Genomic DNA, 25,965 nt, shown 5'->3' on the forward strand with positions numbered 1-25,965 from the left:
AAAAAGACCCCGAACCAAGTTCGGGGTAGCATGTGGTTTCGACAAGCTCAACCACCGGTATTAATTAGAGTACGCAGATAGGAACGAAAGTTTCTGCCTTTAATGAAGCACCACCGATAAGACCACCGTCGATATCTGGCTGAGCGAGAAGCTCTGGAGCGTTAGAAGCTTTCATAGATCCACCGTACTGGATGATTACTTCATCAGCAACCTTCTGGTTGTAGAGTTTTGCAATGTAACCACGGATGAACTTGTGGATAGCCTGAGCGTCATCTGGAGTAGCTGTTTTACCAGTACCGATAGCCCAAACTGGTTCGTAAGCGATTGTTACGTTCTTCATCTGCTCTTCTGTTACACCAGCGAGACCAGCAGAAAGCTGGAATGCACAAACCTGCTCTGCTTCACCAGCTTCACGTTCGCTCAAAAGTTCACCGATACAAAGGTCAACTTCGAGACCACTTGCGAGAGCTTTGCGAACCTTCTTGTTGATAAGTTCATCAGATTCACCAATTTCGTGGCGGCGTTCTGAGTGTCCAAGAATTACACACTGGCAACCGATGTCCTTGAGCATTGCGCAAGAAACTTCACCTGTGTGAGCTCCGTTATCTGTAGCAGCACAGTCCTGAGCTGCGAGAATGATGTTTGAACCTTTTACAACCTGAGCAACTGCATCGAGGTATACAAAAGGAACACCAATCATATATTTGTTAGTTTTACCCTTCAACTGTTCAACAAGGTCTTTTGCGAGAGCAACAGCCTCTGCCTTTGTTGTGTTCATCTTCCAGTTTCCAGCGATATAATGTGTACGTGCCATAAAAAAACTCCTTATAGACTTCTATGTAAAAGTTATTTTAGTAAATTTGATAGGGAGTTTCAACAACCCTTCGACTCCGCTCAGGGACCGTAAAAAAGACTCCGCTCAGAAACCGTAAAAAAAAGTGATAGCGTTACTATCAAAAACGTGATATAATTTAATAAAATATTATGTGGAGGCTATTAAAATGGCATGTTTTACAGTTCCTGCAACAGAAGCAATCATTACTACTATTGCAGCAAAAATAATCAAATCTAGAGAAGCAAAAGGTTTGACTAAAAAGCCTGAAGCCGGAGATGAGATTCAGAAGATTAAGTTTTCAACAAAGCTTGGCTGGTTGAACAATATGCTTTGGGGTGGTTCTGCACTCCTCGCTTTTGAACATGTATGGCACGGAGAAGTAGTTCCATTTTTCCCATTCCTTACAGCCGTATCTGACGGAAACGCAGCTGAAATGCTTCACGAAATGGCAACCGCCGGAGTTTCAATGGCACTTCTCGTAACTGCAGTATGGGGCGTTATGGTTGGAATCTCTTCAATCTTTGAAAAACGACAGAACAACTCTATTAATACAGGAGCGGCTTTAGCATGACACTTTTGACTTCAACTTTTGCAGCAATAATCTGCACAATTCTCTGGTATAAAAAATTACCAAATAAAGAAATGAAACTTGGAACTCTCAGTCTTATGTACTGGGGAGCTTCTTTGATGTGGCTGATTGACGCAATTTTCGAATACAACGAAATGGGCGCCGAGTTCTTTACACCAGAACCACTCGACATGCTCAACGATTTCTATCTTGGACTTTCAGTTGTAGCACTGGGATTGATTATCTGGCTGGTAATCTTACTTATAAAAGATCCTAAGGGAGTTGTGAAGACAGCACTCTTTAAGCGATAAAGAACGCAAGACCAAACAAAAAAGCCTATGCGGAACACATATCGGTGGGCCGCATAGGCTTTTTTGTTTGGTCGTTGTTTATTTATTCAGCGCGAGCCATAGCTTCGTCGAAATCTTTTGTTCCTTTCCAAATTTCTTTTGTATAAGGATTTGTCTTTGTAGCAAATGCCTTCTTACAGATAGCAGCAAGAACAAGAACGTTGATTACAAGAGCAAGAACAGCGATTACACCCTGAGCTTTTGGATCAGCTGTAATTCCCATCTTAGCGATTGCCTGCTGAACTTCTGGACCATTGTTTGCAATTGCAGGGTTATTGTAGATAGCCATAGAAGCATCATACAAAGCCTGAGCACCAGTTCCGTCCTGAGGAGCGCCAGCGTACAATGAAGGAAGTACAGAGAATGGCTTTGTCAACTGGAATGGTACAACCTGAGCGAACATACACCAGATTGAAAGTGTGAATGCGCGGTTCTGAATCCAGCCACCCTTGTTCCAGAATGTAGCTGCGAATGTAGGTGCGAGAAGAAGTGCGAGACCACAGTACCATGAGTGTGTTGGAAGGTTCAGATATGTATATTCGAAGTTCCATACATCATAAGCAATGATGAACATCCATGTCATATCAGGCCAGAGCATATCCTGCTTTTCGAGCTTTCCTTTCTTTGATGAGTAGATTCCCCACCAGCCAGTCATACAAGCAATGTTGATGATACCTGCGAGACCGTTAAGAAGGTTCCACCATCCACCGTAAAGGAATACACCTTCGTTAGATACCCACCAGCCACCAGAGATTCCACCTTTGATAGCAGATTCGAAATCTGATGCAACAGCGATAAGAATGTTGATACCTACGATAATGAATGGCCAGCATTTGAACCATTCAGCTTTTCCAAGTGCAGTCCATTTTCGAGCGAGGAAAATAAAACCAATACATCCAATTGTGGCGGCATACAACTTAGCATAATGGAACCATCCGCCCATATACTTAATTACATACCATTCTGAAGCGAACGAGTTCTTACCGATAGCAGCTACAATGAAGTAAACTGTCAAAGCAGCAGGAACTACGAAAAATACAAGAACTCCACCAAATTTTGTTCTTCCAAGTTCATTCAAAAGAATGAGACCAAGAAAAACTAAACACCAACCGAGCAACTGAGTTGCTACTGTTGATCCATAAAGTTGAAATAACATGTCATATACCTCCTAACACGCTTCAATTTCCTTTATACTCATTTCATTGCCCGTCTGCAAAACCGTATCTTCGCTTTTACAGTGCGGACAAGTTTTCCCATTTTCAACAGTGCCGTATGTTTTGCCGCAGGCATTGCAGATGCTTACGGCCGGGAGAGTTTCTATTTTTAGAGCGGCATTTTCCATGACGGGTGATTTTTTCACTGCCCACTTCCAGCCGTCTTCAAGAAACTCCGGCACTACTCCACTTACCTCTCCGAGTTCAAGCGTAACGCTTTGAATCTGACTGAGTTTCTGTTCTTCAGCCAGATTTTCGAGACGCTTGATTACATGAAAGACGATTCCTAATTCGTGCATGTTTTAGCCCGATTATTTCTCCATTGATGAGCGGTTTGGATTCAAGAGAATCTTTACTTCACGCTTGAGGATGTTTGGAAGGATGGCTTTGAGCTTATCTTCACTCTTAGTCATGCGGCTTGCCTTTGGATGCTCTCGGTGAAGTTTAATTGCATCGAAGGCACACTTAGTTGTACAAACACCACAACCAATACACTTGTTCTCATCTACAACACTCTGACCACAGCTCAGACAGCGTGCAGTTTCCTTCTTAATCTGCTCTTCTGTAAAGCAGAGCTTTGTTTCTTCAAACTTACTGTCTGTAGTTCTCTTTCCAGGAACCTGACGTGGTGTATTGTCGTATCCTTCAACAAGAATATCTTCTTTATTAAGCTCGATGAATTCACGCTTGTCGCGGCCGATTGTCATTGTTGAATGTGGCTGTACAAAGCGGTGAATTGAAACTGCAGCCTTCTTACCGGCAGCAATTGCATCAATTGCAAACTTCGGACCTGTATAAACGTCACCACCTGCAAAAATATCAGGCTCTGCTGTCTGGTAAGTTACAGAATCAGCAACTACACCGTTTCCACGGCCAAGTTCTACTTTTGAACCTGCAAGCATGTCGCCCCAGACAATTGCCTGACCAATAGAAAGGAAGACATTTTCGCATTCAACTGTGATTGTCTCTGCTTCATCATATTTTGGCGCAAATTTGTGATTTTCATCAAATACAGAAAGGCACTTCTTAAATACAATTCCTTTTACCTTTCCATTTTCGGTCAAAATCTCCTTTGGCCCCCAGCCGTTATTAATCTTAATTCCTTCTTCTTCGGCTTCTTCAATCTCTTCTACTGTTGCAGGCATTTCAGCTCTCTGTTCAAGACAGAACTGCTGAACATCAGTTCCACCGCAGCGCCAGGCAGTACGGCTCACATCAATAGCAACGTTACCGCCACCAACAACTACCGTCTTGCCACTTACCTTAAAGTTCTTGTCATCAGCTACAGTACGAAGGAAATCTACGGCAGTCATAACACCAGCTGCATCCTCGCCAGGAACGCCAGCCTTGCGGCCACCCTGACATCCGATTGCAATATAGAAGGCTTTGTAGCCCTGCTCGCGAAGCTGTGCAATTGTTACATCTTTTCCAACTTCAACGCCAGTTTTGATTTCAACGCCCATTTCTTTCATTACGTCGATTTCAGCAGCAACTACATCTTTTTCAAGTTTGAATGCCGGGATACCGTAAACAAGCATACCACCTGCAACCTTATTCTTTTCGAATACTGTAGGGCGGTAACCTTTTTCTGCGAGATAGAAAGCACATGAAAGACCAGCTGGACCACCACCGATAATTGCAATCTTCTGGCTGAACTCACCGCGGTTCGAAGGAATAACCTTCTTAGGAATAAAGCGAACCTTAGCATCGAGATCTTTCTGAGCAATAAATTTCTTTACTTCATCAATAGCGATTGCTTCGTCAATTGTACCGCGTGTACATGCAGCTTCACAGCGCTTGTTACAGATGCGTCCGCAAACTGCAGGGAAAGGATTTTCCTTTTTGATAAGCTCGAGGGCTTCTGTGTAGCGGCCCTCACTTGCCATCTTAAGATAGCCCTGAATACCGATGTGGGCAGGACAGGCAGTTTTACAAGGAGCTGTACCGGTTGAATAACAGTTTATGCGGGCTGTTTCACGGTAATTCGGATCCCAGTTTGCTTCAGACCATTTATGATTATCTGGCAAAATATGCTTTGGATACTGAACCTTGCTTCCATCTTTTTTACAGAGCTTCTGACCAAGCTTAACAGCTCCGGCCGGACAGTATTCAACACAACGTCCGCAGGCAACACACTTGTCACTTTCGGTTCTGGCAACATAAGCCGAGCGGGACATATTTGGAGTATTAAAAAGCTGAGATGTACGGAGAGCATAGCAGACATTTATGTTACAGTTACAGATAGCAAAAATCTTATTCTCGCCGTCGATATTTGTAATCTGATGAACAAAACCGTTGTCCTCTGCACGCTGCAAAATCTCATAAACCTGTTCGCGGGTAATATAGTGACCGCGTTTTGTTTCTACAAGGTAATCAGCCATATCGCCTACACCGATACACCAGTCTTCTGGATCATCGGCACAGCCTTCTTCGTAAGTACGGCGGCTAAGACGGCATGAACAAGGAGATGCCGCATATTTTCCGTCATATTTATCAAGCCAGTGAGAAATGTGTTCTACACTTACGCTTGCATTTTCTGCTTCGATTGCCTTTTCAACAGGGATTACGTGCATACCAATACCTGCACCTCCCTCCGGTACCATTGGGGTAACCTTAGTAAGAGGTTCAAAGGTCATGCGGTCAAAGAAGCGGCCGAGCTTTGGATGCTCTTCGAGCTGCTTCTGATTCATGTTTGTAAACTCAGCACTTCCAGGTACAAACATTGGCAGGATATACTGCTTTTCGTGTTTTGGATTTTCCCAGTTGTATTCAATAAGACCGGCAATTGCCATATCCATCATGATTTTTTCAAGATATTCTTCTGACTTACCTGTAAGTTTTACAAGCTGAGGAAGAGTAACAGGTTTTCGAACATCCATCTTGAGGGCAACTTCTGCCATCTCATCTGTTACAATTTCATTTAATCCCCAATACTCAGGGTCGTTTTCGTTGATTTTTCTGCCGAGACGGTCTGTAATTTTCTGACCAAGCTCCAAAATTAAAGGTCTTACTTCTGCCATGTTTGCTCCTATAAAATTATAAAACATCGGACCCCCGCCCGATTCTGACACTTCTTACTTATTATGTTCCTGAACTTCACTCAAAAGCCATGAAGTCCACTCTTTCACCCCTTCCCCGGTCTTTGCAGAAATCGGGAAGATTTTTACATTTTTATTGAGCTTACCAACGTATTCACGCAATTTGTCCATATCAAAATCAAAGTATGGTGCTACATCAATTTTGTTGATAAGAAGAGCATCTACCTTGCTGAACATAAGCGGATATTTAAGGGGTTTATCGTGTCCTTCCGGAACAGAAAGAATCATCACATTTTTAGCAGCACCAGTATCAAACTCTGCAGGACAAATCAGGTTGCCGACATTTTCAAGCACAACAAGATCAAGGCCGTCGTAATTCAATTCATTAAGCCCCTGCTCTGTCATTGCGGCATCCAGATGGCACATTCCGCCTGTATGAAGCTGAATAGATTTTACGCCGGCATTAGCCATTGTCTTTGCATCTACATCAGAATCAACATCTGCTTCCATTATTCCTATATTGATTTTGTCTTTAAGCTGTTCAACAGTACGTACCAGCGTAGTTGTTTTTCCACTCCCCGGAGACGACATCAGATTCATAAGAAAGGTCTTTCTAGATTTGAGTTTATCGCGAAGAATCTGAGCCTCTTTGTCGTTATCGGCAAGGATATTTTCCTTTACCTCGATAACTCGTACATCGTTCATACAAAAATCTCCTGTGATAGTTATACTATCAAATGATGATTATATCACAGAAATTCAACTAAGGCAAAGAAAATACTATTTATTTATAAAGAAATACTATACAGAGAAACATAAATGTAAAAAAAAATACGGCGGCCGAATTTATCGAACCACCGTATATATGGATTGCTTCGCTACGCTCGCAATGACGACTCACTTTTACTGTCATTGCGAGGAGCGCAGCGACGAAGCAATCTATTTATTTCTGAGCAAGAATAGCGATACCTGGCAATGTCTTTCCTTCAAGGAATTCGAGAGAAGCACCACCACCAGTAGATACGTGGCTCATCTTGTCTGCAAGGTTGAACTTGTTTACAGCAGCAACAGAGTCACCACCACCAACTACAGTCATAGCACCCTTAGATGTTGCTTCAGCAACGAGACGAGCTACAGCTTCAGTTCCCTTTGCAAAGTTTTCGAACTCGAATACTCCAACTGGTCCGTTCCATACGATAGACTTTGAAGCAAGAATAGCATCTTTGTAAAGAGCAACAGTCTTAGGACCAACGTCCATACCCATAAGGTTATCTGGAAGATCTACTGCATCAACTGCAACTGGATCCTTATCAGCAAATTCTGCACCACCAACATGGTCAACAGGAAGAAGAATCTTTACGCCAGCTTTTTCAGCCTTTGCAAGAAGATCTTTTGCTGTATCGAGGAAGTCATCTTCAACAAGTGACTTACCGATTGAGTGGCCCTGAGCCTTGAGGAATGTATAAGCCATACCACCACCAACGATGAGTGTAGAAGCGTTCTTCATAAGGCTTTCAAGAACAGCGATCTTAGAAGAAACCTTAGCACCACCGATGATTGCAGTCATTGGTTTTTCTGGGTTTGTTACCATTGGCTGAATGTATTTAACTTCTTTTTCCATGAGGAAGCCGCCAACAGATTCAACTGGCATGAACTTAGCGATAGAAGCTGTAGAAGCCTGATCGCGGTGAGCAGTTCCGAAAGCATCGTTTACGAAGATATCTCCGTATGTAGCAAGCTCTTTAGCCATTACATCGCGCTCTGCAGCATCTTTAGAAGTCTCTTCCTTGTGGAAGCGAACGTTCTCGAGCATTGCAACAGCTCCTTCTGGAAGAGCATCAATAGCAGCCTTCTGTCCGAGTGCATCTGGGAGGAAAGTAACTGGCTTTCCAAGTTTTGAAGCGAAATATTCTACAACCGGCTTCATGCGGTTCTTTCCGTTGATGAACTTTTCTGCATCAGCGTCTGTCCAGGTCTTTCCAGCCTTTTCAGCTTTTTCCTGAGCCTTTTTTACGTCCTTTTTTGGATCGCCAAGGTGGCTCATAAGAACGAGAGAACGTGGGTTCTGCTCGAGAATGTATTTAATAGTAGGAAGAGCTGCCATAATACGTGTGTCGTCCTGAACAACTCCGTCCTTCATTGGTACGTTAAAATCAACACGCATGATAATGCGCTTGCCTTTCAAGTCTACGTCTTTTACAGTTTTGATCATCTGTTACTCCTTATATTTACCCCACAAACAATGCAGGGAAATTTACGATATACAATAAAATATAATGAGTTTTATAGACAAATTCAATGTAAAAATTCCGCTGACTTAAACTTCAACATAGCAAGGGAGGCGTTAATCATTTTTTACTTCTTTTCTGAATTATCATTACAAGTATATGGTACAATTCTAACAATCGGTTTCTCATATTTTGTTACAATAATTTGCTTTTCCTTTCCACTTTCAATCCACGTAATAACATCATCAAAGTTATCTTTCACTTCAGTTATACTCATTTGTTTCATTGACTCACCTCTAATTATTTTACTTTAACACTATTTTCATACAAAAACTCTGGACTTATATCTAAATCTTCAGTCCACATAACTGTTTGATGATCAGCCTTTGCCTTCATGAAAAAATCTATGTCTTTTAATCTTTCTGCATATTTACGATTAAAAATTGTTTTACAATCAAATAAACGTTTCTTGCCTTTTGCAAAAGTTATAAGAAGAGTAAAATCTGGATTAGGTTGAACTGCTGTAACTGCCCATTTAAACATAATTCATATCTCCTATTTCAAAGGTTCAATATCATTGACCCGATTTTCTCTCATCATTAAATCCCAATTATTCAAAAGTTCATTTCTATGAATTTCAGCCCAGGCTTCTACAAGTTTCTTTTCTCTTTTTGTTAAATCACCTTTTGCTTTTGCCTTATTTATATCTACAATACAAGATCTATCATCACAAAGAGCATGAAAATGAGGAGGATTATGATCATCTGGATACATATAAATAACAATTCCGAAGAATCGACTAATACTAGGCATTTCTCTTTACCTCCAAGAATAATATAGCATATTTTTACAGATTTTTCATTATTTATATCTCTTATAACAAAAATAGCTCTGTATAATAATTAAAAAAACTATATAATCGTAAATATGAAATCAAAAGGCTTCCACCCCACCGAAATTATTTTCTCTTCCACAACCGCCTGCAACCTCCACTGCGAGCATTGTTTTATTAACCGCACGCCCCGTAAACTGGAAATTGCAGAGGCAGTAAAATTGATTGAAAGCTGCGTGGAAAGCGGCAGTGACATTGACCGCATCGGTTTTTCCGGTGGTGAGCCTTTTTTGTATATGGATTTTCTTGTGGAAGTTACAAAAGCCGCAATTTCTCACGACCTCATGTTTGACCAGATTATGACCAACGGCGACTGGTGGCGTGACGAGGCAGACCTGACCGCCACTCTTCAAAAATTATACGATGCCAGTTACGATGGCAAAATCGGTCTCAGCTGGGACTCATACCACGGCCAGAGTAAAGAGCGAATGGAAACTTTTATCCGCACAGTTCAGAAGATTTTTGGTGAAGAATCGATAAATATCCAGACAGTAGATTCATCAGAAGGGGAAAGCCTTCCCCTCGCTCGCACTTCGTTGCTCGCTACCCCTTCTCCTAGGGGCGCTGCCCCTAAGACCCCTGAAAATTCCCCGCGAGTTTTCGCTTGCGAAAACTCGATAGCGAGCGAATGCGAGCGTACAACGCCCCCTGTCGACATTCCCGTCTATCACCTGCCCCGCACCTACACTTCAGACGACCCGCGTGCCTGGCAATCCCGCCGCTGGTTCCGCGAAGACTACTGCGAAGGCCCTGGCCACATCCTCTATGTTCACGCAGACGGAAACATTGCACCCTGCTGCGGTTTTGCAAATGAAAATGAGGCCCTCTTTATTGGCCGTATAACAGACAGTTACGAAACAATTATGCAGAATGCCGAAAATAATAAAATGGTAAAAATCTGCTACGAAGAAGGACTCTCCCACTACCGCCGTCACGGTCTAAAAAAATCGCTGCACTCGCATGGAGTAAAACTTCCCGGCAAGTGCAGCGATATATGTTCATTCTGCGATTTTGTCTGCAGACAAATATAAATCAGATTAAATTTTCTCTGCCATTTTTCTGACAGTTTCTTTCCATTCTTCAACAAACCAGTCGGGTTCAAGAGGCTTTGCGTCTGCTCCAAAAGAAAGCACCCACTTTTGAATTGGAAGCCACTGTGAACTTGTAAAGGAAAGAATTGTTTTATTCTCTTCCTGGTTTTCTTCAATTTTCTGATTATCAGACCAGACAAACTCCCTCACATTACTGCGGGCATCGCCATAAAACTCAATCTTAAAATCAAAATAATCATCATATTGAAAAGCCCCGAAACGTCCCTGCTCTGCTTTTTCATGAAATCTGAAGTTTTTTGGCATGTCAAAAGTCTGAGATTCTATTACTTCAACATGATGCATTTTTGAAAGATTAAAAAGACGAGGATTATCCTTCTGTTTTCTACTTGCACCATAAAGAAAAAGATTTCCGTCATCAACAATTATCTGATACGGCAAAATTTTTCTATGCCGTTCTTCGGGCTCCCATTTGCTGAAATAATTAAAATCCAGCATATAATTATTTCTTAGTGCCAGAATTACCTTTTCTGAAACCCCTTCATCAATTACGGGAGTTGGTCTATTAGGTACGAAAACTCTTTCTTCGCTATAAGAAGACTTTGGTAAAAGCTTCTGCAGGAGTTTTGAAAAAGCTTTGTAGATATAATCTTTTGATGAATGCTGTTCTATAAGTTTTTTGATGATTTGAAGATACAGTATCTCTTCATCAGAAAAACATTCAGAAGGAAGTTTATAAGGTTTTGTATAATGCCAGCCATTAGATTTTTTATCATACTCAAGAGGTGCCCCAAGTTCATCTCGCATATAACGAAAATCGCGGCGCACAGAACTATCAGAAAGTAAGTCATCCCTAACTTCTGCCCGCAGCGCTTCCAGAATCACCTCAAACGAAACACTCTCTCCATTAGAAAGAATTGAATCGATCAATTTATATCGTTCCATTTGAGTATGCGTTGTTTTATGACCGGCCATACTTATATTTTATTGTTTTGTAAGAGTTCGTGGAAGAAGGTCATCGCTATACCAGGTAAGTTTATTAGGTTCAGCACCATAACTCATATAGCCATGGGTTGTATTTCGAATTATAGCAGAAGTCGCAGAAGCATTAGATATAGTCATAGTCAACCAATCTGAACCAAAGGGTCCCATAGTTACTGTATATCCACTATCTGTCTTAGTAACACTATAATTCAATTTCTGATTTTTCAGTAAAACTTCGTATTTTGTGTTTGACTGGTTATTATAACCTTCTGGCCAGAAAAAATATAATTCATTAATTATTTTTACCATTCCATAAGTCTTACCATTCATTGAATACGCTATACCTTCGAACTCCAGAATCTTCTCATAACCTGATTTTACAAGATTTCCATCAGAGTCAGCAAAATCTGTATAAGTATCACCATACCAGCTGCTTCCTTCAAATGGGTATAAAGGATTTTCTGAATTTCCGCCACCACCATTGCCCTGATTTTCCGGGTTTGAATTAGAAGCAGCAGGATTTGAACAACTTGTAAGACACAATGTCATTACGGCAGTAATAAGAGCAATAAAAACTATTTTAATTTTCATTTTTCACCCAATAAGATGTCTAATAAGCATAGACTTATTAGACATTTTAAGAATTAATTATTGTTTCTGGTAAGTTCCCATAGAGAAGCCCATTACAGACAATTCAAGAGTATCTCCATTACGAGTCCAATCCACATCTGTATTAGCATCTGTAAATAATAGCTTTCCTGTACCATCTTTTGAAACATCACCAGTATATGTACCACCATTAAAGCCACCATTATCCATAGTATTTTTAAATGATGAATCATCATAGAAAGACAGTGTCGACACAATTGTCTCCGTACCTGATGATGTCATAGTTCCCTTAAAACTAGCCACCAAATTTGGTTCTGGTGTTGAAGCTGCATTCTGTTTACAAGAAACAAAACACAACAAAATAAGAAGTGCTGCTAATAAGCCTGTAATTTTAGTAATTTTTTTCATGATTTCCCCCATGATTTTTAGATTAATTCTGCAAAGCAGATATCTATACTATAACGGGGTTATCCAGTCATTTAATGACTAAGTAAAACATTTTTATGCTTTTTCTTCATCCTTCAGCTCGTTCTTATGCTGGAGCGTATACCAGATAATTCCAAGGCACCACGTAAAGGTTGCTATAAAACTGAAGAAAATTGCCATTCTAAGCGATGGCACGTAAATCATTGCAAGAAAGTATCCGGCAAAACCGGAAATACTTCCTGTCATATCTATAAGGTTATCATAAGAAGCACGGTCTTCACTTTTCTTAAAGAACCAGGCTTTGGCGCCTTCAAAAATTTTATCGCTGATTCCACCAAAGAAGATATACATTCCCATGCTCAATACCCAGTATATAAACATATTGAGCGTGGCTTCTGAATATACAAAATAAAGAACACTTGCAGCCGCCTGCATCAAAAAGAAAGGCAACATGAGAGGAAGCAGTCTTTTATTCCATTTAGACCACATAAAACCAAGGAGCATTCCACCACCCCATCCAATAATATTTTGAAGTGAAATGAGTCGCGGAGAAAGAACAGAATATATTTCTTTATTAATTACGGCTGCAGAAAGGCCTGTAAAAAGATAGTAAACTCCATCTGCCATAAGCAGTGACCAGTATTTTTTAACATCACTAAGTAAAGACATAATCCTATGATATGAAATCAGACTTTGTTTTACAAGCAAAAAAAACTCCCTGCCGGTAAGGACAGGGAGTTGATGTGGTTTCGACAAGCTCAACCACCGGGAAATTAGAATACTACAACAACTTCGCCGTTAGGGTATTTTTCTTCAATGTACTTGCGAACTTTTTCGCTCTGAAGAGCTTTTACCAAAGCTTTGATTTCTGCCTTGTTTTCGTTACCAGCTTTTACTGCAATAACGTTTACATATGGAGAAGAAGAACCTTCTACATAAAGACCATCTTTTCTTGCTGAAAGACCAGCAGGAATAGCATAGTTTCCGTTGATTACAGCAGCATCAACATCTGCAAGAACACGTGGAAGAGAAGCAGCTTCAACTTCTACGAACTTAAGCTTTTTAGGGTTTGATGTGATATCCTGTACTGTAGCTTCGATTCCAGCTTTTGGATCAAGAGTAATAAGACCAGCATCAGCAAGAAGAAGAAGAGCACGACCTTCATTTGTTGGGTCATTAGGAATAGCAATCTTTGCCTTGTTCTTAAGAGCTGAGAGGCTCTTTACTTTCTTTGAATAAAGAGCGATTGGTTCAACATGGATTCCACCAGCATTTACAAGGTGATATCCACGTTCAGAATTGAATGATTCAAGATATGGAATGTGCTGGAAATAGTTAGCATCAATTTCACCAGATTCAACAGCTTCGTTTGGTGTAACATAGTCTGTGAACTCAATAATCTTGAGGTCTACACCTTCTGCTTTAAGATCATCTTTAATCAAATTAAGAAGATCTGCATGAGGCTCTGGAGTAGCTCCAACTTTGATTGAAGCGGCAAATAAACTTGCTGCAGCAAGAACTGCGGCTGTAAAAGCGATAATTTTTTTCATATTAAGTCTCCTTTTGTACTCCGCGATGTTGAGCGCGGGTCTCTTGTAGTTCTATTACCCATAGGTTTACTAGGTAATAAAAAAATAGTCAATAGCTTTTTAAAAAAAAGTAAAAAATAATAACAATAGTTTTATAATTAAATTGTATACAATTTACTTGACAATTCATGCTTAATTGAGTATATTTTAATTGTACACAACATAATTTGCTTGTGTAACAATACTTGGAGGACCAAACATTATGGCAGAATTGAATATTACAAAAGACACTTTTCAGAAGGAAGTATTGGAATCGGACAAACCGGTTATCGTAGATTTCTGGGCAACCTGGTGTGGCCCATGCCGCATGCTCGGCCCTGTAGTTACAGAACTCGCAGAAGAGCATCCAGAAATTAAGGTATGCAAAGTAAACGTAGACGACGAGCCAGATCTCGCTCAGAAGTACGGTGTTATGAGCATTCCTTTCATCGCCACTTTCAAAAACGGCCAGCTCCACAAATCAAGCGTAGGAGTTCAGCCAAAGGAGTCACTTCTCGCCCTCCTCGACTAGATTGCCACGTCGCTTCGCTCCTCGCAATGACACCCCACCGTCATTGCGAGCCGAAGGTGAAGCAATCCATGTTAAATAGAAAACGCTCGACTGTAAAAGCCGAGCGTTTTTTTTATCTCAGTTTACCTGAGCGAAAACTTAGCAGTTCTCTGAGAAATATTTGATAGTTCTAACCATCTGTGAAGTATAAGAGTTCTCGTTATCGTACCAAGAAACAACCTGTACTTCGAAGAGACCATCAGCAATCTTGTTAACCATAGTCTGAGTAGCATCAAAGAGAGAACCGAATCTCATTCCGATTACGTCAGAAGAAACGATTTCGTCTTCGTTGTATCCGAATGTTTCTGGATCAGAAGCCTTCTTCATAGCAGCATTGATAGCTTCCTTAGTTACGTCGTTACCCTTTACTACAGCAGTAAGGATAGTTGTAGATCCTGTTGGAACTGGAACACGCTGAGCAGAACCAATCAATTTTCCGTTCAATTCAGGAATTACAAGACCGATAGCCTTTGCAGCACCTGTTGAGTTTGGAACGATGTTCTGAGCACCAGCACGTGAACGGCGGAGGTCACCCTTGCGCTGTGGACCGTCAAGAATCATCTGGTCACCAGTGTAAGCATGGATTGTAGCCATAATACCAGACTGGATTGGGAATGCATCATTAAGAGCCTTAGCCATTGGAGCAAGACAGTTAGTTGTACAAGAAGCTGCAGAGATGATATTGTCGCCCTTCTTGAGAGATTTGTGGTTTACATTGTAAACGATTGTAGGAAGGTCATTTCCAGCAGGAGCAGAAATAACAACTTTCTTAGCACCAGCAGTGATATGAGCCTGAGCCTTGTCTTTAGATGTGTAGAAACCTGTACATTCAAGAACAACGTCTACGCCGATTTTTCCCCATGGAAGATCAGCAGCGTTAGGCATCTTGTAGATAACGATTTTCTTTCCATCTACTACGATGTAGTTATCTTCGCCTTCACCATCGTGAGCTTCTACAGTGTGTTTTCCTTCACCAATGCGTCCAGCATAACCACCCTGTGCTGTATCATACTTCAAAAGGTGAGCGAGCATTTTTGGGCTTGTCAAATCGTTGATAGCAACTACTTCGTATCCTTCTGCACCAAACATCTGGCGGAAAGCCAAACGACCAATACGGCCGAAACCATTAATAGCAACTTTTACTGCCATTTTATATCTCCTAAAAATTAGATTAAGATTTTATATCATATAAAATAATGAATTTGTAAGAAATAGTCTATATCAATGAGTTAGTTCAAAAATCAGTACGAAAGGTTGTAAGTATCCATCATACCCTTACCTTTTACGTCTACTGGAGTCTGTTTTTCAAAATCAAACTTCTCTTTAACAAGGTCATAAGTAACTGGAGACACTTTTATCTGCATAGGACTGCTCAAGCCCTTCATACGGTAGGCAGTATTTACTGTATCACCAAAAATATCGTAAATATATTTTCTGATTCCAACAATACCGGCAATTACGCTGCCTGAACTTACCCCTGCCCTAACTTTCAGCTGAACCGTAGAGTTTTCGTTATGTTTCTGAATATACTCAACAAACTCTTTTGCGCAGGCTACGCTATGTTCTGCATGGTGAGGATTTGGTTCTGGAAGTCCGCAAACTGCCATATAAATCTCACCCATAGTTTTAATTCGCATGCAGGAATTCTTTTCTACAATATCATCAAAAACACCAAAAACTTCATTGAGTTCATTTACAAGACGTTCCGGTCCAAGTTTTGCAGATAGTTCAGAATAATTCACTACCTGACAAAACAGCACCGAAGTATTTTCATAAGCTTCCGGCTCAACACTTCCTTTTGAACGCAGTTGTTCCATAATATTGCGCGGAAGAACATTCAACAAAAGCTCTTCAGACTTCTGCTTTTCTTCGGCAATCTTCTTTTCTGTTTCATATTTATTGATGACAATGCGGCGCTTCCAGAAGGAAATATAAATTACAATTACACTCAGCAAAATCATGTTTGAAATAGAATTAATTTCAAACTCCTCTTTGCCGGGTATCTTACCATTCAGTATAGCAAGAAGAACCAGAGTTTCATAAACAATTATCGAAATTGAAAAGACTACAGGATTCAGATTTGTAAGAATTTCAATAGCAACAACAAAGCCAATAAAGTACACCAGGGCCTTTGTAAACGGCACAAGCGTTATGTAATATAAAGAGATAAAAAAGAAACACAGAAGACAATAAACTGTAGGAGTGTATTTTCCACTCTTGGTTTTACACAGAATAATACCGGTTATTCCAAAGACTGCATAAGAGCCATAATAGAAATAATGCTGTTTGAGTAACGATGCATTAATAAATTTAATCAACAAACATATACAGCCGAACACAAAAGAAAAAATAAAAATCCTTATAACTGATTCTCTGTTTTTGCGATGAATATCATCCGAAACCTCTTTCGAGGGAAAATATCTTTTTAATTTTTCAAAAATCTTCTTAAACATTTTTTACATCCCCCTTTTCAGTAACAGGAGTCTGAGTGTCTACTTCAACAATTTCTGGAATCTCAATTTTGCCTTCAATGAGTTTATAGGTTTGAGGTGAAAGTCTGATGTGCATTGGCATACAGCTGTTCTGAAGTTTTACGGCATATTCAACTGTATCGCCCAAAATATCATACAGATACTTTTTCTTTCCTATGATTCCTGCAATGGAACTTCCCGAGGCAAGCCCCACTCTGATGTTCCACTGAATCTGCGAAGTTTTATTACGTTCGGTGAGCCACTCAATAAAATCTTTTGCACAAAGAATAAGGTTTTCGGCATGGCTGGCATTTTTTTCTGGAAGACCGCAGACAGCCATATAAGCATCACCAATAGTTTTGATTCGGATACAATTGTGACTTTCTGTAATTTTATCAAACTGAGTAAAAATCTCGTTGAGCTCGCTGATGAGAAAATACGGAGAAACTGTTGTAGAGATTTTTGTAAAATTAACAATATCAGAAAGAAGCACTGTCATGTTTTCATACTTTTTCGGCGGCGACTTTCCATCACTCTTTAACTGCTCAATTACAGAATCCGGTAAAAGGTTATGAAGCAGATTTTCTGTTTTTTCTGTAAGTTCCTTAAGCTGGGCATTACGCTTAAATTCATTTATTAAATGACTGCGCTTCCAGAAAGCAAGCAGCACCATAACAAAGAAACACAGAGTAAGATTATCAACCGGAACATTTTGAACTCTGTTTCTAATGGTCAAATGTAAAAGCTCAAAAAAGCAAAGCAATTCCACGGTGAACACAACAGGATTAATTTCGAGGAAGATTAAAAGTGCAAACATGAGACCAATAAAAACAATGATGATATTCGAGGCATTGGTACTCAGCAAATTAAAAACAATGATTGATTCAGCCTGAAGAAGTGTCAGAAAAACAAGATAATGGGCAGGAAGTTTTGTGTGCAGCAGAGCAACATTAATTCCTCCTATTACCATAAAGTTCAGATAATAAAGAGAAATAACAAATGGAATCTGCTCCTGAGTTGCAATAAAGGAAATGGAAACAATGGCATAAACGATTATTCCGAAATAAAGCGAAAATAAAGAAAGGATTTTCAGAGCACGTTTATTCTTTGCAGACAAATCATCATTAAAATCTGATGGAATAAAAACGAATTTTTGATAAAGTCTTTTTAAGCTGTTCATGATATAAAAAATATTATATCACATAATTATGCTTTTCTAAAAACTTATTTTGTGCTGTCGGCGCTGGTAGTTGGCTTGTGGCGATTATCAAAATATCCGCCGTCTTCAAGGTAACGTCGGCGGGTAATAATCAGATTGATAAGTTCCTGGTACATCGGGAAGTCTACCTGAATTGCCATTGGAAGAATAAAGTATTCAGTTTCGTCGCAGTAACGTTCAATGAAGGCAGGATCTGTAACAAAGCCCAGGGAAATCATATTGGAAATGCGGTCTGCACACTTTAAGATTTTTGCCTGCTGACTTCCCTCATCAAGAATGCGGCATAAAAACTGCTTTTTATTTTCATCTTCTTTGCGGGTAACTTCGCGGACAAGCTTAAGAACTTCAGGGCCATCTTCATCGGCATTTTCAATGAGTTTTGGGATAAAGCCCGGAATATCTTCTATTGTATCATGAATAATCGAAGCTTTAAGAAGCACAGGATCAATGTAGCCATAGTCCAGAAGAATTGTGAAGGTGTCCATCTGATGGCGGAACATATTTCCACCGGCGTGGCGAGCTTTACCAATAAGGGCTGTGGCAAGCTGAATATATGGAGCAAAGTGAATACTGCTGAGCTGATGCATCTGCTGCTCATTCATATTCTGAGGCTTATCTGTTTTCATTTCGTAATGTGGTTTTGACATATGGGCCTCCTTTAACTCCTTCTTAAGTTACCTTCCGCTATTATCGGCATGAAGTTTAATTAAACTTCACAAATTCTTCAAAACGGTTTCCAAAAATATCTTTTGCTTCGCCGTAGAAATAATTTCTTGGACGGATAAGCTCCAGATGATAAGTTTTTGAATCTTCCGTTTCGCCAAGTTCTGCAACAGAATAATAAAACTCGCCGGTATAATATTTGATCAGTTTTTGTGCATCATAAGTGCCAACAGGCTTTCCGTCCTCATAACGCACACATTCAGTAAAATTAAATTTGATTTTCTTTGAATCGATTTTGTAAGTACCGTTCCACACAATAATGTTTGTAGAATCTGCATAAGAAACACGGAGCATTGCTGTGTGATCCGGCTTAAGAATAAGGTGATGATAGTAAAGCTGCATGGTATTATCATAATTCTGCATCACCCATTCACTATCATAGAAGGGACTGTTTTTATAATTAAAACAGCCGGTTACGGAAAGAGAAATCAGAATTATTAATATAAATAAACAGTTCTTTTTCATAAGCACCTTATACATAAAAAGGTGGTTTCGACAGGCTCAACCACCGGAACCATCGAAACCACCATCCATATAAACTACTGAAGTTCCTTAAGATAACTTTCAAGTGTTTTTATTTTGCGCTGGCTTTCTGCGAGGCGTTCTTTTTCTTCCTCAACAAGATTTGCCGGAGCGTGCTTTGCAAAGTTTCCGTTGAGCTTGTTTTCGCTCATTCTTGCATAGCCCTGCTCTTTTTCAATTGTCTTCTGGAAGCGGGCAATCAGCTGTTCCTTATTGATGCTTTCATCAACGAGGATGAATGCTTCAAAGCCCTTACCTACAGTACCAATTGAGCTTGCAGGTTTTGCATCAACAAACTCTACCTTAGCAACACCGGCGAGCAGTTGAATCATTTCAACCTTTTCGCGGGCAACTTCGGCAGCGCTACCCTTTTCAATAAGAATAGCAATGTTGATTTTTTCTGCAGGGTCAATTCCACACTCTACGCGGAGTGCGCGAACCTGACCGATAAGCTCTTTGAGTGTATCAAAGCGAGCATTAATTTCTGCGTTGTCGCGTGCATCAGCAGGCTCTGGATATGGAGCGTTGATAAGCATTCCAACGTAGTCGCTGTTGCTTGCAATCTTCTGAGCGCCGGCTGCCTTGCGGTTAGCAGCAATTTCAGAAAGAGGAAGCTTTCCATAAATCTCTTCTGTAACAAATGGAATATATGGATGAAGAAGACGAAGGCTTTCTTCGAGAATGTTCATCAATACTGAAGCCTGGCGATCCTTTTCCTTATCATCACCATTCTTGAAGTTGATCTTTGTAGCTTCAACATACCAGTCGCAGAATTCATTCCAGAAGAATTCCATAAGTGCAGCGGCTGCATCGTTGTAGCGGTAGGTATCAAGAGCTTCACGGGCAGTCTTAACAGCATTGTTCAGGCGGCCATAAATCCACTTGTCCAGTTCTGTAAGGTCCCCATCTGTTACTGGAACAAGATTACGGCCTTCGAGGTTACCCAAGAGGTAGCGAGAAGCGTTCCAAACTTTGTTACAGAAGCGAGAGCCAAGCTTAAATGAATCCTTATCAATCAAAACATCCTGTCCCTGAGCACACATAAATCCGAGTGTGAACTTAAGGGCATCGGCACCGTAAATGTCAATAAGCTCAAGAGGATCCATTCCATTACCAAGAGACTTAGACATCTTGCGGCCCTGCTTATCGCGAACAAGTCCGTGCATGTAAATATCGTGGAAAGGAGCCTTACCTGTAAACTCAAGACCGGCCATAATCATACGAGCAACCCAGAAGAAGATGATATCGTATGCAGTTACAAGGGCTGTTGTAGGATAGAAGGTTTCGAGGTCCTTAGTTTTCTCAGGCCAGCCGAGTGTTGAGAAAGGCCAGAGCCATGAAGAGAACCAGGTATCAAGAACGTCTTCGTCCTGCTTAAGGTCACTTGCTCCACACCCACATTTTGGACACTTGGTTGGGTCTGTGCGGCTTACGATAACTTCACCACACTTCTGACAGTACCATACAGGAATTCTGTGTCCCCACCAGATCTGGCGGCTTACACACCAGTCGCGGATATTAACGAGCCACTGCTCATAAGTATTTTCCCATTTCTGTGGGAAGAACTGAATCTCACCTGCTTTCCATGCAGCAAGAGCCTTGTCTGCCATTGGCTTCATTTTTACGAACCACTGGTCACTCAAATATGGCTCAACTACAGTCTTACAGCGGTAACAGTGACCTACAGAGTGAACCATTTTTTCTTCACCCTTAAAGAGGCCTGCGGCTGTCAAATCTTCTATTACAAGGGCACGAGCCTGCTCTGGCTTGAGTCCGCGGTATTTTTCAGGAACGTTTTCATTCATACGTCCATCTGGAGTAAGAAGATTGATTACTTCAAGATTGTGTCTCTTACCTACTTCCCAGTCGTTAGGGTCGTGGGCCGGAGTAATCTTTACCATACCAGTTCCAAATTCCATATCAACATATTCATCTGCAATGATTGGAATTTCTTTTCCGGTGAGAGGAAGCTTGAGCATTTTTCCAACGATAGACTTATAGCGTTCATCTTTTGGATTTACGGCAACAGCTGTATCACCAAAGAATGTTTCCGGACGAGTTGTTGCAACTTCAATCTTTCCGCTTCCATCAGCATATTCATAATAAAGGTGATACATTGCACCCTGTGTATCTTCGTGGTCTACTTCATCATCAGCAAGAGCAGTACCACAACGAGGACACCAGTTTACAAGGCGCTTACCACGGTACATAAGTCCGCGCTCATACAGAGTTACGAAAACGTCGCGAACTGCGGCAGAGAGGCCTTCGTCATAAGTAAAGCGCTCGCGGTCCCAGTCTGTAGAGTTACCGAGCTTTCTCTGCTGCTTTACGATAGTTGCATGATGATCTTCCTTAACCTTCCATGTGCGCTCGAGGAACTTTTCGCGTCCAAGGTCATTACGTGTAAGACCTTCTTTTTTGAGCTGACGTTCAACAACATTCTGAGTAGCGATTCCAGCATGGTCTGTACCAGTGAGCCAGAGAGTATTGTCACCTTTCATACGGTGATAGCGAACAACAATATCCTGAAGAGTATTGTTGAGACCATGTCCCATGTGAAGAACGCCGGTTACATTAGGAGGAGGAATGACGACAGAATATGTATTGGTTTTCTTATTGCAGTCTGCACACTGGCACTTGTACTGTTCATGTACTGGCGACTTTTCATCAGACGCAGGCTTAAAATAGCCCTTGCTTTCCCATTCATTATAAATTCTGTCCTCAAAGGATTTAGGCTCATAAGCCTTTTCAAGTTCAATTGCTTTCATTCTGTCATCCTCCATAAAAGCATTTTTGTTATAAAAATATTGCTCAAAATTATAATGAATTCATTGTTATTTGTCATTAGCCGAAATCACTTTCAAAAAACACCGATGCGATGTATTATGATTTATAAAATGAAAAGGTTGATTTCCACAATTCTGTTTTTGCTTCTCACTTCCCCATTCTGCTTTTGCCTGAGCGATTTCCAGTTTTCTGTTGCGCCGAGAGTATCTCTTAGTTTTGGAGAACTGAATGAAATACTTTACGGCTATGATGATACAATAATTAGTCAGTTGGATTGGGAACAAAAACCTTTTTTGGACATCGGCATAAAATCAGAAATTACTTTTAAGAACTTTTTAGTTTCTGCCTCTTTTGATTATTCATTTCCGGCCGGCACTTCTTATATGTACGATTCAGACTGGGATGATGGAAAGAAATACAGTTTTACAACGCATCCATTAGAAACTGCAAAACGAATAAACACAGAACTTACACTAGGTTATAAAATTGAAACTCCAATGAAAATAGAAGTTATTCCAGAGATTCAGTTTAACTATATTTTTTCTGATTTCGAAGCAGGAATTGGAAGTGGTATAAGACATGAAAGAAATATCAGAGTATATGGTATAGATTACAGGCAGCATGCATTCCTGCTTTTTACAGGCCTTAATGTAAAAGCTGAAGTTTCTCCAAAAGTACTCTTGGAAGCAGCTTTTTACACAGCACCTTGGAATTATCAGGAAAGTTACGACCATCATCACGGAGTAAAGCACCCCTTCTCAACACAAGATTTTCAGCAAGGCTCTTTCTCTAAACATAAAATTGAGATTGGATCAAACTTCCAGATAAATCAATTCTTTTCATTAGGTCTTTTCACCAGCATTCTTTTTGGTACTACAGATAAAGGATATTTTTATTCTGATTATTACACCACAAACATGGAATTAATCAAAACCCAAAAATGCGGTTCTGCATACCATCTCCTAAAAGCAGGTTCACATTTTACCTTCTCGCTATAAAACACTTTCCCCTCAAAATCATTCGATTTAAACCTCCGTTTTTTTCGCACAAAAAACTAACCCTTAAAGAAAAGGGTAAACAATAGGAGAAGATTACTATGAAAATGGTAAAGAAAATTTTGTTGGGAATGGTTGCAACTGCAGCTGTGTTGGCATTTGCAAGCTGTAAAATGGGAGCTGGCGAAGGCGAAACAGAAGGAAATAAGTGGGATAAAACAATGACTGTTGATGGAACAAAAATTCCAGATGATGTACAGCCAAATGCCCAGGGAAAAGGACCTTATAGACGTTTCTGGGAAGAATTTTCTACCAACGAGAAATGTGCAGAAATTACAACAAAAATAACTGTTGATGTTGCTAATAGCATTACGGAAAATGGTGTCGCTACTGCAGGTCTTGCTTTCGATTTAAATAAATCAGAAGACGGAAAAACAGTTGATTTCATATTAGTTGGTCTTTCAACAGGTGGATATTACGTTGAAAGATATTATAATATTGAAAAAGGAAAAACAGTTTCTGGTGACACATCGGATAGCGCATTAGGAACTTATACACCACTTGATGGAAAAGGAGATGCAAATTACCACGTTTGGGCTAAGGCTCCAAAAACAGATGAAAATGGAAATTATGTGTTTACAGTAAAAATTGCACAGGAAACTCCTAAGGTATACACTGTTTATATTGATGACGTAAAAGTTTCAGTTGATTCTGAAATGGCAAAACTTACTCCAGCTAAAACCGAAAAAATTAAGAAAGACGGTGTTGAAGCAGAATATGCTGTTGGTGGTATTGCATGTTATGGAAGTGTAGTAAAGGGTAATAAACTTGTAGTTAATTATCTTACAGAAGAGGATTCTGTAACAGGTAAACTCGAAGCAGAAGAAATCGAAGAATAATTTCTTCTCTTTTACATAAGTGTAAAGAATTTAAAAAGGTCCGGTTGTTTTCAGCCGGACCTTTTTTGTCTATTCAACAAATGATTCTACAGGAAGTTTCAGAAGTTTTGATATTTCTTCAGCAGTATATTTTCCGTCTTTAAGTAAAGTTTTAGCATTTTCAATAGCGTTTTGTTCTGCCCCTTGCTGTATTCCCTGCTTTAATGCTTCGGCAGCACGTATATCACCGTATTCTTCTACAATTTTACTAGCCATTACTACACCTTCTTCATCTTGTTTTAAGAATCTCATTCTTTCAGCTAATTCTTCATAATACATTTCATCGGCGTTAGATGTTGAAAAATCGTGCATGAGACGCCCAAGAGGATCATCGCCCTTGTATTCGCCATTGACGTACATTATATTACAATCATCATCGAAGGGCAAATTGTTTCCGTTTTTATCTTGAATATTAAGAGTCTTACTAACCCGGTAAATGGGAAGCCCTTTTTCGAAAATATCATGTTCTAGAATGAAAATGATATAAAGATTCGGTAAATCCTTAAAAGTTCCGCCTTTTTGCACGGTATGACTATCAAGTAAAGCCTGATGATATCTAATACGTCTCGCCCCGGCACCAGAATCAGCACGCTGAATCTCGATATTGTATTCTGTCTTAAAAATATCTTCTGCTACAATATCAAGCTTTACAGATTTTCCAAAGAGATTTGATTTCTGTACCTGAGACATTGATTTTGTTACAGTTAAATCATTTCTGTTAAGCAGAATTCTTATAAGAAATTGTGTTGTTTCAATATCGTCGCTGAACGCAGCGGACATGAACTCATCATCAAAGAGCCTCATAGCTCTTACCCTTGCCAGAATCACAGGGTCGATATTATCGAAAACTGTTTTACCCATTTTTTCGATACCTCCAAATTGAAATATCTGGAAACAAAAAAAGCTTCCTATGTAATATAGGAAACGATATGCGAAAAACGGAAGTTTTTTGAAAAAAATAATTATTTAAAAGAAAAAGCCCGTTGCACTAGGCAACGAGCTTTTTATTAGATTATAAATCTGAATCTTACAATTTATTATTCAGCGATTTCTTCAGCTTCGTGATACAAAGAAGTACTGTCTATTTTCCAATTACCAGTGAGCTTTCTATTTGCATAAACGTTAGCATAGAATCCAAGTTTACTCTGTCCCTTTGTTGAAGAGAAATGAGCTGTTCCTTCAGGAAGAGGATTATTTAATGCGATACCTGTAGCTGTAGCAGCAGAGATTGCAGTAACAGTACTATCATAAGTTAATTCATCTCCGTCTTTTGTTCTGCCAGGATCTTTGTCATAGAATTTTACTGTATATGTATTCTTTGCATCTTTTCTTCCTTTAGAAGTTCCATCGTTAGCAACAACATCAATCCAGATACTAACTTCATCACCATTATTAATGGTCATATTTTTTAATGTAGAAATTGCAGGGCTTAAGCTTTCAGTACAAGATGCCAAACAACCTGCCTTTCCTACCTGTACACCATTAACATCACAGAAATCATTTCCTTTGCTAAGATATTCAGAAGAAACTTTTTTATAGTCAGAAACATAGCATTCAATTTTAGTAGCTGCAAAACGAAGACCAGCAATTGTGAAATTGTATGTACCATCATCATTTACTGTCTGATTAAAAATATATCCTAAAATACCATCTCCACTTCCAACATTGTTATTTACTTTTGCAGTAATTTTACAGATGCCATCAACATGGTCCGTCTTTAATGTTTCAAAGCCTCTGCTATAACCATCAGTTGTGTTTTCATAATCAATAGAACATTCATCACCGCTAACGTTAAGCATATTATTCTCGTCTTCTACGTTTGCTTTACATCCTACAAAGCCGATGATAGCTGCAGTTGCAACCATTCCCAACAAAATTTTCTTTACCATTTTCATAGTAATCTTCTCCTATTGTTTGTCCCGTCGAGTGTTTTGAGGCGGGGTAGTTTTTTGTACGAAAAAAACGAAGGTTTTAATCG

28 protein-coding genes are annotated in these 25,965 nt (G+C 39.9%); 6 read left to right on the plus strand and 22 right to left on the minus strand.

What is annotated here, in order from left to right; all coding sequences use genetic code 11:
• Positions 1 to 64 precede the first annotated feature (64 nt).
• Positions 65 to 814 carry a triose-phosphate isomerase gene (gene tpiA / locus BM161_RS05760; protein WP_022931260.1) on the minus strand — a complete coding sequence of 250 codons (750 nt, stop codon included), beginning with the start codon at positions 812 to 814 and terminating at the stop codon, positions 65 to 67.
• Positions 815 to 1,001: 187 nt separating this feature from the next.
• On the opposite strand from tpiA, the gene BM161_RS05765 reads away from it, so the two are divergent.
• Together BM161_RS05765 and BM161_RS05770 are read left to right on the plus strand one after the other, a co-directional pair.
• Entirely contained in the window at positions 1,002 to 1,406 is a 405-nt protein-coding gene (locus tag BM161_RS05765) for a hypothetical protein (RefSeq protein WP_074931053.1), read from the plus strand.
• Entirely contained in the window at positions 1,403 to 1,714 is a 312-nt protein-coding gene (locus BM161_RS05770) for a hypothetical protein (protein WP_074931054.1), read from the plus strand. Before BM161_RS05765 ends, BM161_RS05770 begins: the two co-directional genes overlap by 4 nt.
• Positions 1,715 to 1,796: 82 nt before the next feature.
• Here the strand turns inward: BM161_RS05770 and BM161_RS05775 are convergent, their stop codons facing one another.
• The 8 genes from BM161_RS05775 to BM161_RS05805 form a co-directional block, all read right to left on the minus strand.
• Positions 1,797 to 2,909: a DUF5692 family protein gene (locus BM161_RS05775; RefSeq protein WP_074931055.1), complete on the minus strand. Its 1,113-nt coding sequence runs from the start codon at positions 2,907 to 2,909 to the stop codon at positions 1,797 to 1,799.
• Between the two features lie 12 nt (positions 2,910 to 2,921).
• Positions 2,922 to 3,266: a hydrogenase maturation nickel metallochaperone HypA gene (locus BM161_RS05780; protein ID WP_074931056.1), complete on the minus strand. Its 345-nt coding sequence runs from the start codon at positions 3,264 to 3,266 to the stop codon at positions 2,922 to 2,924.
• Between the two features lie 12 nt (positions 3,267 to 3,278).
• On the minus strand, positions 3,279 to 5,987 hold the full coding sequence (locus tag BM161_RS05785; protein WP_074931120.1) for an FAD-dependent oxidoreductase: 2,709 nt from the start codon (positions 5,985 to 5,987) through the stop codon (positions 3,279 to 3,281).
• A gap of 54 nt (positions 5,988 to 6,041) precedes the next feature.
• A complete protein-coding gene (gene hypB, locus BM161_RS05790) occupies positions 6,042 to 6,710 on the minus strand; it encodes a hydrogenase nickel incorporation protein HypB (protein WP_074931057.1) in 669 nt (222 codons plus the stop codon).
• 238 nt (positions 6,711 to 6,948) lie between these two features.
• Positions 6,949 to 8,217 (minus strand): phosphoglycerate kinase, encoded by a 1,269-nt coding sequence (locus tag BM161_RS05795; protein WP_074931058.1) that lies wholly within the window; start codon positions 8,215 to 8,217, stop codon positions 6,949 to 6,951.
• A gap of 143 nt (positions 8,218 to 8,360) precedes the next feature.
• Positions 8,361 to 8,519, minus strand: a complete 159-nt coding sequence (locus tag BM161_RS14350; RefSeq protein ID WP_177206210.1) for a type II toxin-antitoxin system Phd/YefM family antitoxin — start codon at positions 8,517 to 8,519, stop codon at positions 8,361 to 8,363.
• A gap of 14 nt (positions 8,520 to 8,533) precedes the next feature.
• Positions 8,534 to 8,776, minus strand: coding sequence for a DUF2442 domain-containing protein (locus BM161_RS05800; protein WP_074931059.1), 243 nt, complete (start codon positions 8,774 to 8,776; stop codon positions 8,534 to 8,536).
• 12 nt (positions 8,777 to 8,788) lie between these two features.
• The gene (locus BM161_RS05805; protein WP_074931060.1) at positions 8,789 to 9,046 is read right to left on the minus strand and encodes a DUF4160 domain-containing protein; all 258 of its coding nucleotides are present in this window, start codon (positions 9,044 to 9,046) and stop codon (positions 8,789 to 8,791) included.
• Between the two features lie 114 nt (positions 9,047 to 9,160).
• Between BM161_RS05805 and BM161_RS05810 the strand changes: the two genes are divergently transcribed.
• Positions 9,161 to 10,156, plus strand: coding sequence for a radical SAM protein (locus tag BM161_RS05810; RefSeq protein ID WP_074931061.1), 996 nt, complete (start codon positions 9,161 to 9,163; stop codon positions 10,154 to 10,156).
• Positions 10,157 to 10,162: 6 nt separating this feature from the next.
• Here the strand turns inward: BM161_RS05810 and BM161_RS05815 are convergent, their stop codons facing one another.
• The 5 genes from BM161_RS05815 to BM161_RS05835 form a co-directional block, all read right to left on the minus strand.
• Complete coding sequence (locus BM161_RS05815; RefSeq protein WP_074931062.1) at positions 10,163 to 11,119, minus strand: helix-turn-helix transcriptional regulator; 957 nt, start codon at positions 11,117 to 11,119, stop codon at positions 10,163 to 10,165.
• A gap of 39 nt (positions 11,120 to 11,158) precedes the next feature.
• A complete protein-coding gene (locus BM161_RS05820; protein ID WP_074931063.1) occupies positions 11,159 to 11,749 on the minus strand; it encodes a hypothetical protein in 591 nt (196 codons plus the stop codon).
• A gap of 57 nt (positions 11,750 to 11,806) precedes the next feature.
• On the minus strand, positions 11,807 to 12,175 hold the full coding sequence (locus tag BM161_RS05825; protein WP_074931064.1) for a hypothetical protein: 369 nt from the start codon (positions 12,173 to 12,175) through the stop codon (positions 11,807 to 11,809).
• 93 nt (positions 12,176 to 12,268) lie between these two features.
• Positions 12,269 to 12,862 carry a hypothetical protein gene (locus BM161_RS05830; RefSeq protein WP_074931065.1) on the minus strand — a complete coding sequence of 198 codons (594 nt, stop codon included), beginning with the start codon at positions 12,860 to 12,862 and terminating at the stop codon, positions 12,269 to 12,271.
• A gap of 104 nt (positions 12,863 to 12,966) precedes the next feature.
• On the minus strand, positions 12,967 to 13,743 hold the full coding sequence (locus BM161_RS05835; RefSeq protein ID WP_074931066.1) for a MetQ/NlpA family ABC transporter substrate-binding protein: 777 nt from the start codon (positions 13,741 to 13,743) through the stop codon (positions 12,967 to 12,969).
• Between the two features lie 241 nt (positions 13,744 to 13,984).
• Here BM161_RS05835 and trxA point away from each other — a divergent pair, with 241 nt between their 5' ends.
• The gene (gene trxA / locus BM161_RS05840; protein WP_074931067.1) at positions 13,985 to 14,293 is read left to right on the plus strand and encodes a thioredoxin; all 309 of its coding nucleotides are present in this window, start codon (positions 13,985 to 13,987) and stop codon (positions 14,291 to 14,293) included.
• A gap of 138 nt (positions 14,294 to 14,431) precedes the next feature.
• Here trxA and gap read toward each other — a convergent pair whose 3' ends face one another.
• The 6 genes from gap to BM161_RS05870 form a co-directional block, all read right to left on the minus strand.
• A complete protein-coding gene (gene gap, locus BM161_RS05845) occupies positions 14,432 to 15,481 on the minus strand; it encodes a type I glyceraldehyde-3-phosphate dehydrogenase (protein WP_074931068.1) in 1,050 nt (349 codons plus the stop codon).
• 92 nt (positions 15,482 to 15,573) lie between these two features.
• The gene (locus BM161_RS05850; RefSeq protein WP_177206211.1) at positions 15,574 to 16,650 is read right to left on the minus strand and encodes an adenylate/guanylate cyclase domain-containing protein; all 1,077 of its coding nucleotides are present in this window, start codon (positions 16,648 to 16,650) and stop codon (positions 15,574 to 15,576) included.
• Between the two features lie 127 nt (positions 16,651 to 16,777).
• A complete protein-coding gene (locus BM161_RS05855; RefSeq protein ID WP_074931070.1) occupies positions 16,778 to 17,983 on the minus strand; it encodes an adenylate/guanylate cyclase domain-containing protein in 1,206 nt (401 codons plus the stop codon).
• A 44-nt stretch (positions 17,984 to 18,027) separates the two neighbouring features.
• The gene (locus tag BM161_RS05860) at positions 18,028 to 18,648 is read right to left on the minus strand and encodes an HD domain-containing protein (protein ID WP_074931121.1); all 621 of its coding nucleotides are present in this window, start codon (positions 18,646 to 18,648) and stop codon (positions 18,028 to 18,030) included.
• A 76-nt stretch (positions 18,649 to 18,724) separates the two neighbouring features.
• Positions 18,725 to 19,210: a hypothetical protein gene (locus tag BM161_RS05865; RefSeq protein ID WP_143090500.1), complete on the minus strand. Its 486-nt coding sequence runs from the start codon at positions 19,208 to 19,210 to the stop codon at positions 18,725 to 18,727.
• 74 nt (positions 19,211 to 19,284) lie between these two features.
• The gene (locus BM161_RS05870; protein ID WP_083425689.1) at positions 19,285 to 22,035 is read right to left on the minus strand and encodes a valine--tRNA ligase; all 2,751 of its coding nucleotides are present in this window, start codon (positions 22,033 to 22,035) and stop codon (positions 19,285 to 19,287) included.
• 129 nt (positions 22,036 to 22,164) lie between these two features.
• On the opposite strand from BM161_RS05870, the gene BM161_RS05875 reads away from it, so the two are divergent.
• Together BM161_RS05875 and BM161_RS05880 are read left to right on the plus strand one after the other, a co-directional pair.
• Positions 22,165 to 23,052, plus strand: a complete 888-nt coding sequence (locus BM161_RS05875) for an omptin family outer membrane protease (protein WP_177206212.1) — start codon at positions 22,165 to 22,167, stop codon at positions 23,050 to 23,052.
• 98 nt (positions 23,053 to 23,150) lie between these two features.
• Complete coding sequence (locus tag BM161_RS05880; RefSeq protein ID WP_074931074.1) at positions 23,151 to 23,948, plus strand: hypothetical protein; 798 nt, start codon at positions 23,151 to 23,153, stop codon at positions 23,946 to 23,948.
• 69 nt (positions 23,949 to 24,017) lie between these two features.
• Here the strand turns inward: BM161_RS05880 and BM161_RS05885 are convergent, their stop codons facing one another.
• Both BM161_RS05885 and BM161_RS05890 read right to left on the minus strand, forming a co-directional pair.
• Positions 24,018 to 24,848 carry a PD-(D/E)XK nuclease family transposase gene (locus BM161_RS05885; protein ID WP_074931075.1) on the minus strand — a complete coding sequence of 277 codons (831 nt, stop codon included), beginning with the start codon at positions 24,846 to 24,848 and terminating at the stop codon, positions 24,018 to 24,020.
• Positions 24,849 to 25,024: 176 nt separating this feature from the next.
• Positions 25,025 to 25,882 carry a DUF11 domain-containing protein gene (locus BM161_RS05890; protein ID WP_074931076.1) on the minus strand — a complete coding sequence of 286 codons (858 nt, stop codon included), beginning with the start codon at positions 25,880 to 25,882 and terminating at the stop codon, positions 25,025 to 25,027.
• Between the last annotated feature and the right edge of the window lie 83 nt (positions 25,883 to 25,965).

Origin of the sequence: Treponema bryantii, assembly GCF_900113965.1 — a bacterium.
Lineage (GTDB): Bacteria > Spirochaetota > Spirochaetia > Treponematales > Treponemataceae > Treponema_D > Treponema_D bryantii_A.

What these genes read in the sequence shown, in the direction of transcription:
- tpiA (WP_022931260.1), bottom strand. Translation starts at nt 814, where the DNA reads ATGGCACGTACACATTATATCGCTGGAAACTGGAAGATGAACACAACA.
- BM161_RS05765 (WP_074931053.1), top strand. Translation starts at nt 1,002, where the DNA reads ATGGCATGTTTTACAGTTCCTGCAACAGAAGCAATCATTACTACTATT.
- BM161_RS05770 (WP_074931054.1), top strand. Translation starts at nt 1,403, where the DNA reads ATGACACTTTTGACTTCAACTTTTGCAGCAATAATCTGCACAATTCTC.
- BM161_RS05775 (WP_074931055.1), bottom strand. Translation starts at nt 2,909, where the DNA reads ATGTTATTTCAACTTTATGGATCAACAGTAGCAACTCAGTTGCTCGGT.
- BM161_RS05780 (WP_074931056.1), bottom strand. Translation starts at nt 3,266, where the DNA reads ATGCACGAATTAGGAATCGTCTTTCATGTAATCAAGCGTCTCGAAAAT.
- BM161_RS05785 (WP_074931120.1), bottom strand. Translation starts at nt 5,987, where the DNA reads ATGGCAGAAGTAAGACCTTTAATTTTGGAGCTTGGTCAGAAAATTACA.
- hypB (WP_074931057.1), bottom strand. Translation starts at nt 6,710, where the DNA reads ATGAACGATGTACGAGTTATCGAGGTAAAGGAAAATATCCTTGCCGAT.
- BM161_RS05795 (WP_074931058.1), bottom strand. Translation starts at nt 8,217, where the DNA reads ATGATCAAAACTGTAAAAGACGTAGACTTGAAAGGCAAGCGCATTATC.
- BM161_RS14350 (WP_177206210.1), bottom strand. Translation starts at nt 8,519, where the DNA reads ATGAAACAAATGAGTATAACTGAAGTGAAAGATAACTTTGATGATGTT.
- BM161_RS05800 (WP_074931059.1), bottom strand. Translation starts at nt 8,776, where the DNA reads ATGTTTAAATGGGCAGTTACAGCAGTTCAACCTAATCCAGATTTTACT.
- BM161_RS05805 (WP_074931060.1), bottom strand. Translation starts at nt 9,046, where the DNA reads ATGCCTAGTATTAGTCGATTCTTCGGAATTGTTATTTATATGTATCCA.
- BM161_RS05810 (WP_074931061.1), top strand. Translation starts at nt 9,161, where the DNA reads ATGAAATCAAAAGGCTTCCACCCCACCGAAATTATTTTCTCTTCCACA.
- BM161_RS05815 (WP_074931062.1), bottom strand. Translation starts at nt 11,119, where the DNA reads ATGGAACGATATAAATTGATCGATTCAATTCTTTCTAATGGAGAGAGT.
- BM161_RS05820 (WP_074931063.1), bottom strand. Translation starts at nt 11,749, where the DNA reads ATGAAAATTAAAATAGTTTTTATTGCTCTTATTACTGCCGTAATGACA.
- BM161_RS05825 (WP_074931064.1), bottom strand. Translation starts at nt 12,175, where the DNA reads ATGAAAAAAATTACTAAAATTACAGGCTTATTAGCAGCACTTCTTATT.
- BM161_RS05830 (WP_074931065.1), bottom strand. Translation starts at nt 12,862, where the DNA reads ATGTCTTTACTTAGTGATGTTAAAAAATACTGGTCACTGCTTATGGCA.
- BM161_RS05835 (WP_074931066.1), bottom strand. Translation starts at nt 13,743, where the DNA reads ATGAAAAAAATTATCGCTTTTACAGCCGCAGTTCTTGCTGCAGCAAGT.
- trxA (WP_074931067.1), top strand. Translation starts at nt 13,985, where the DNA reads ATGGCAGAATTGAATATTACAAAAGACACTTTTCAGAAGGAAGTATTG.
- gap (WP_074931068.1), bottom strand. Translation starts at nt 15,481, where the DNA reads ATGGCAGTAAAAGTTGCTATTAATGGTTTCGGCCGTATTGGTCGTTTG.
- BM161_RS05855 (WP_074931070.1), bottom strand. Translation starts at nt 17,983, where the DNA reads ATGAACAGCTTAAAAAGACTTTATCAAAAATTCGTTTTTATTCCATCA.
- BM161_RS05860 (WP_074931121.1), bottom strand. Translation starts at nt 18,648, where the DNA reads ATGAAAACAGATAAGCCTCAGAATATGAATGAGCAGCAGATGCATCAG.
- BM161_RS05865 (WP_143090500.1), bottom strand. Translation starts at nt 19,210, where the DNA reads ATGAAAAAGAACTGTTTATTTATATTAATAATTCTGATTTCTCTTTCC.
- BM161_RS05870 (WP_083425689.1), bottom strand. Translation starts at nt 22,035, where the DNA reads ATGAAAGCAATTGAACTTGAAAAGGCTTATGAGCCTAAATCCTTTGAG.
- BM161_RS05875 (WP_177206212.1), top strand. Translation starts at nt 22,165, where the DNA reads ATGAAAAGGTTGATTTCCACAATTCTGTTTTTGCTTCTCACTTCCCCA.
- BM161_RS05880 (WP_074931074.1), top strand. Translation starts at nt 23,151, where the DNA reads ATGAAAATGGTAAAGAAAATTTTGTTGGGAATGGTTGCAACTGCAGCT.
- BM161_RS05885 (WP_074931075.1), bottom strand. Translation starts at nt 24,848, where the DNA reads ATGGGTAAAACAGTTTTCGATAATATCGACCCTGTGATTCTGGCAAGG.
- BM161_RS05890 (WP_074931076.1), bottom strand. Translation starts at nt 25,882, where the DNA reads ATGAAAATGGTAAAGAAAATTTTGTTGGGAATGGTTGCAACTGCAGCT.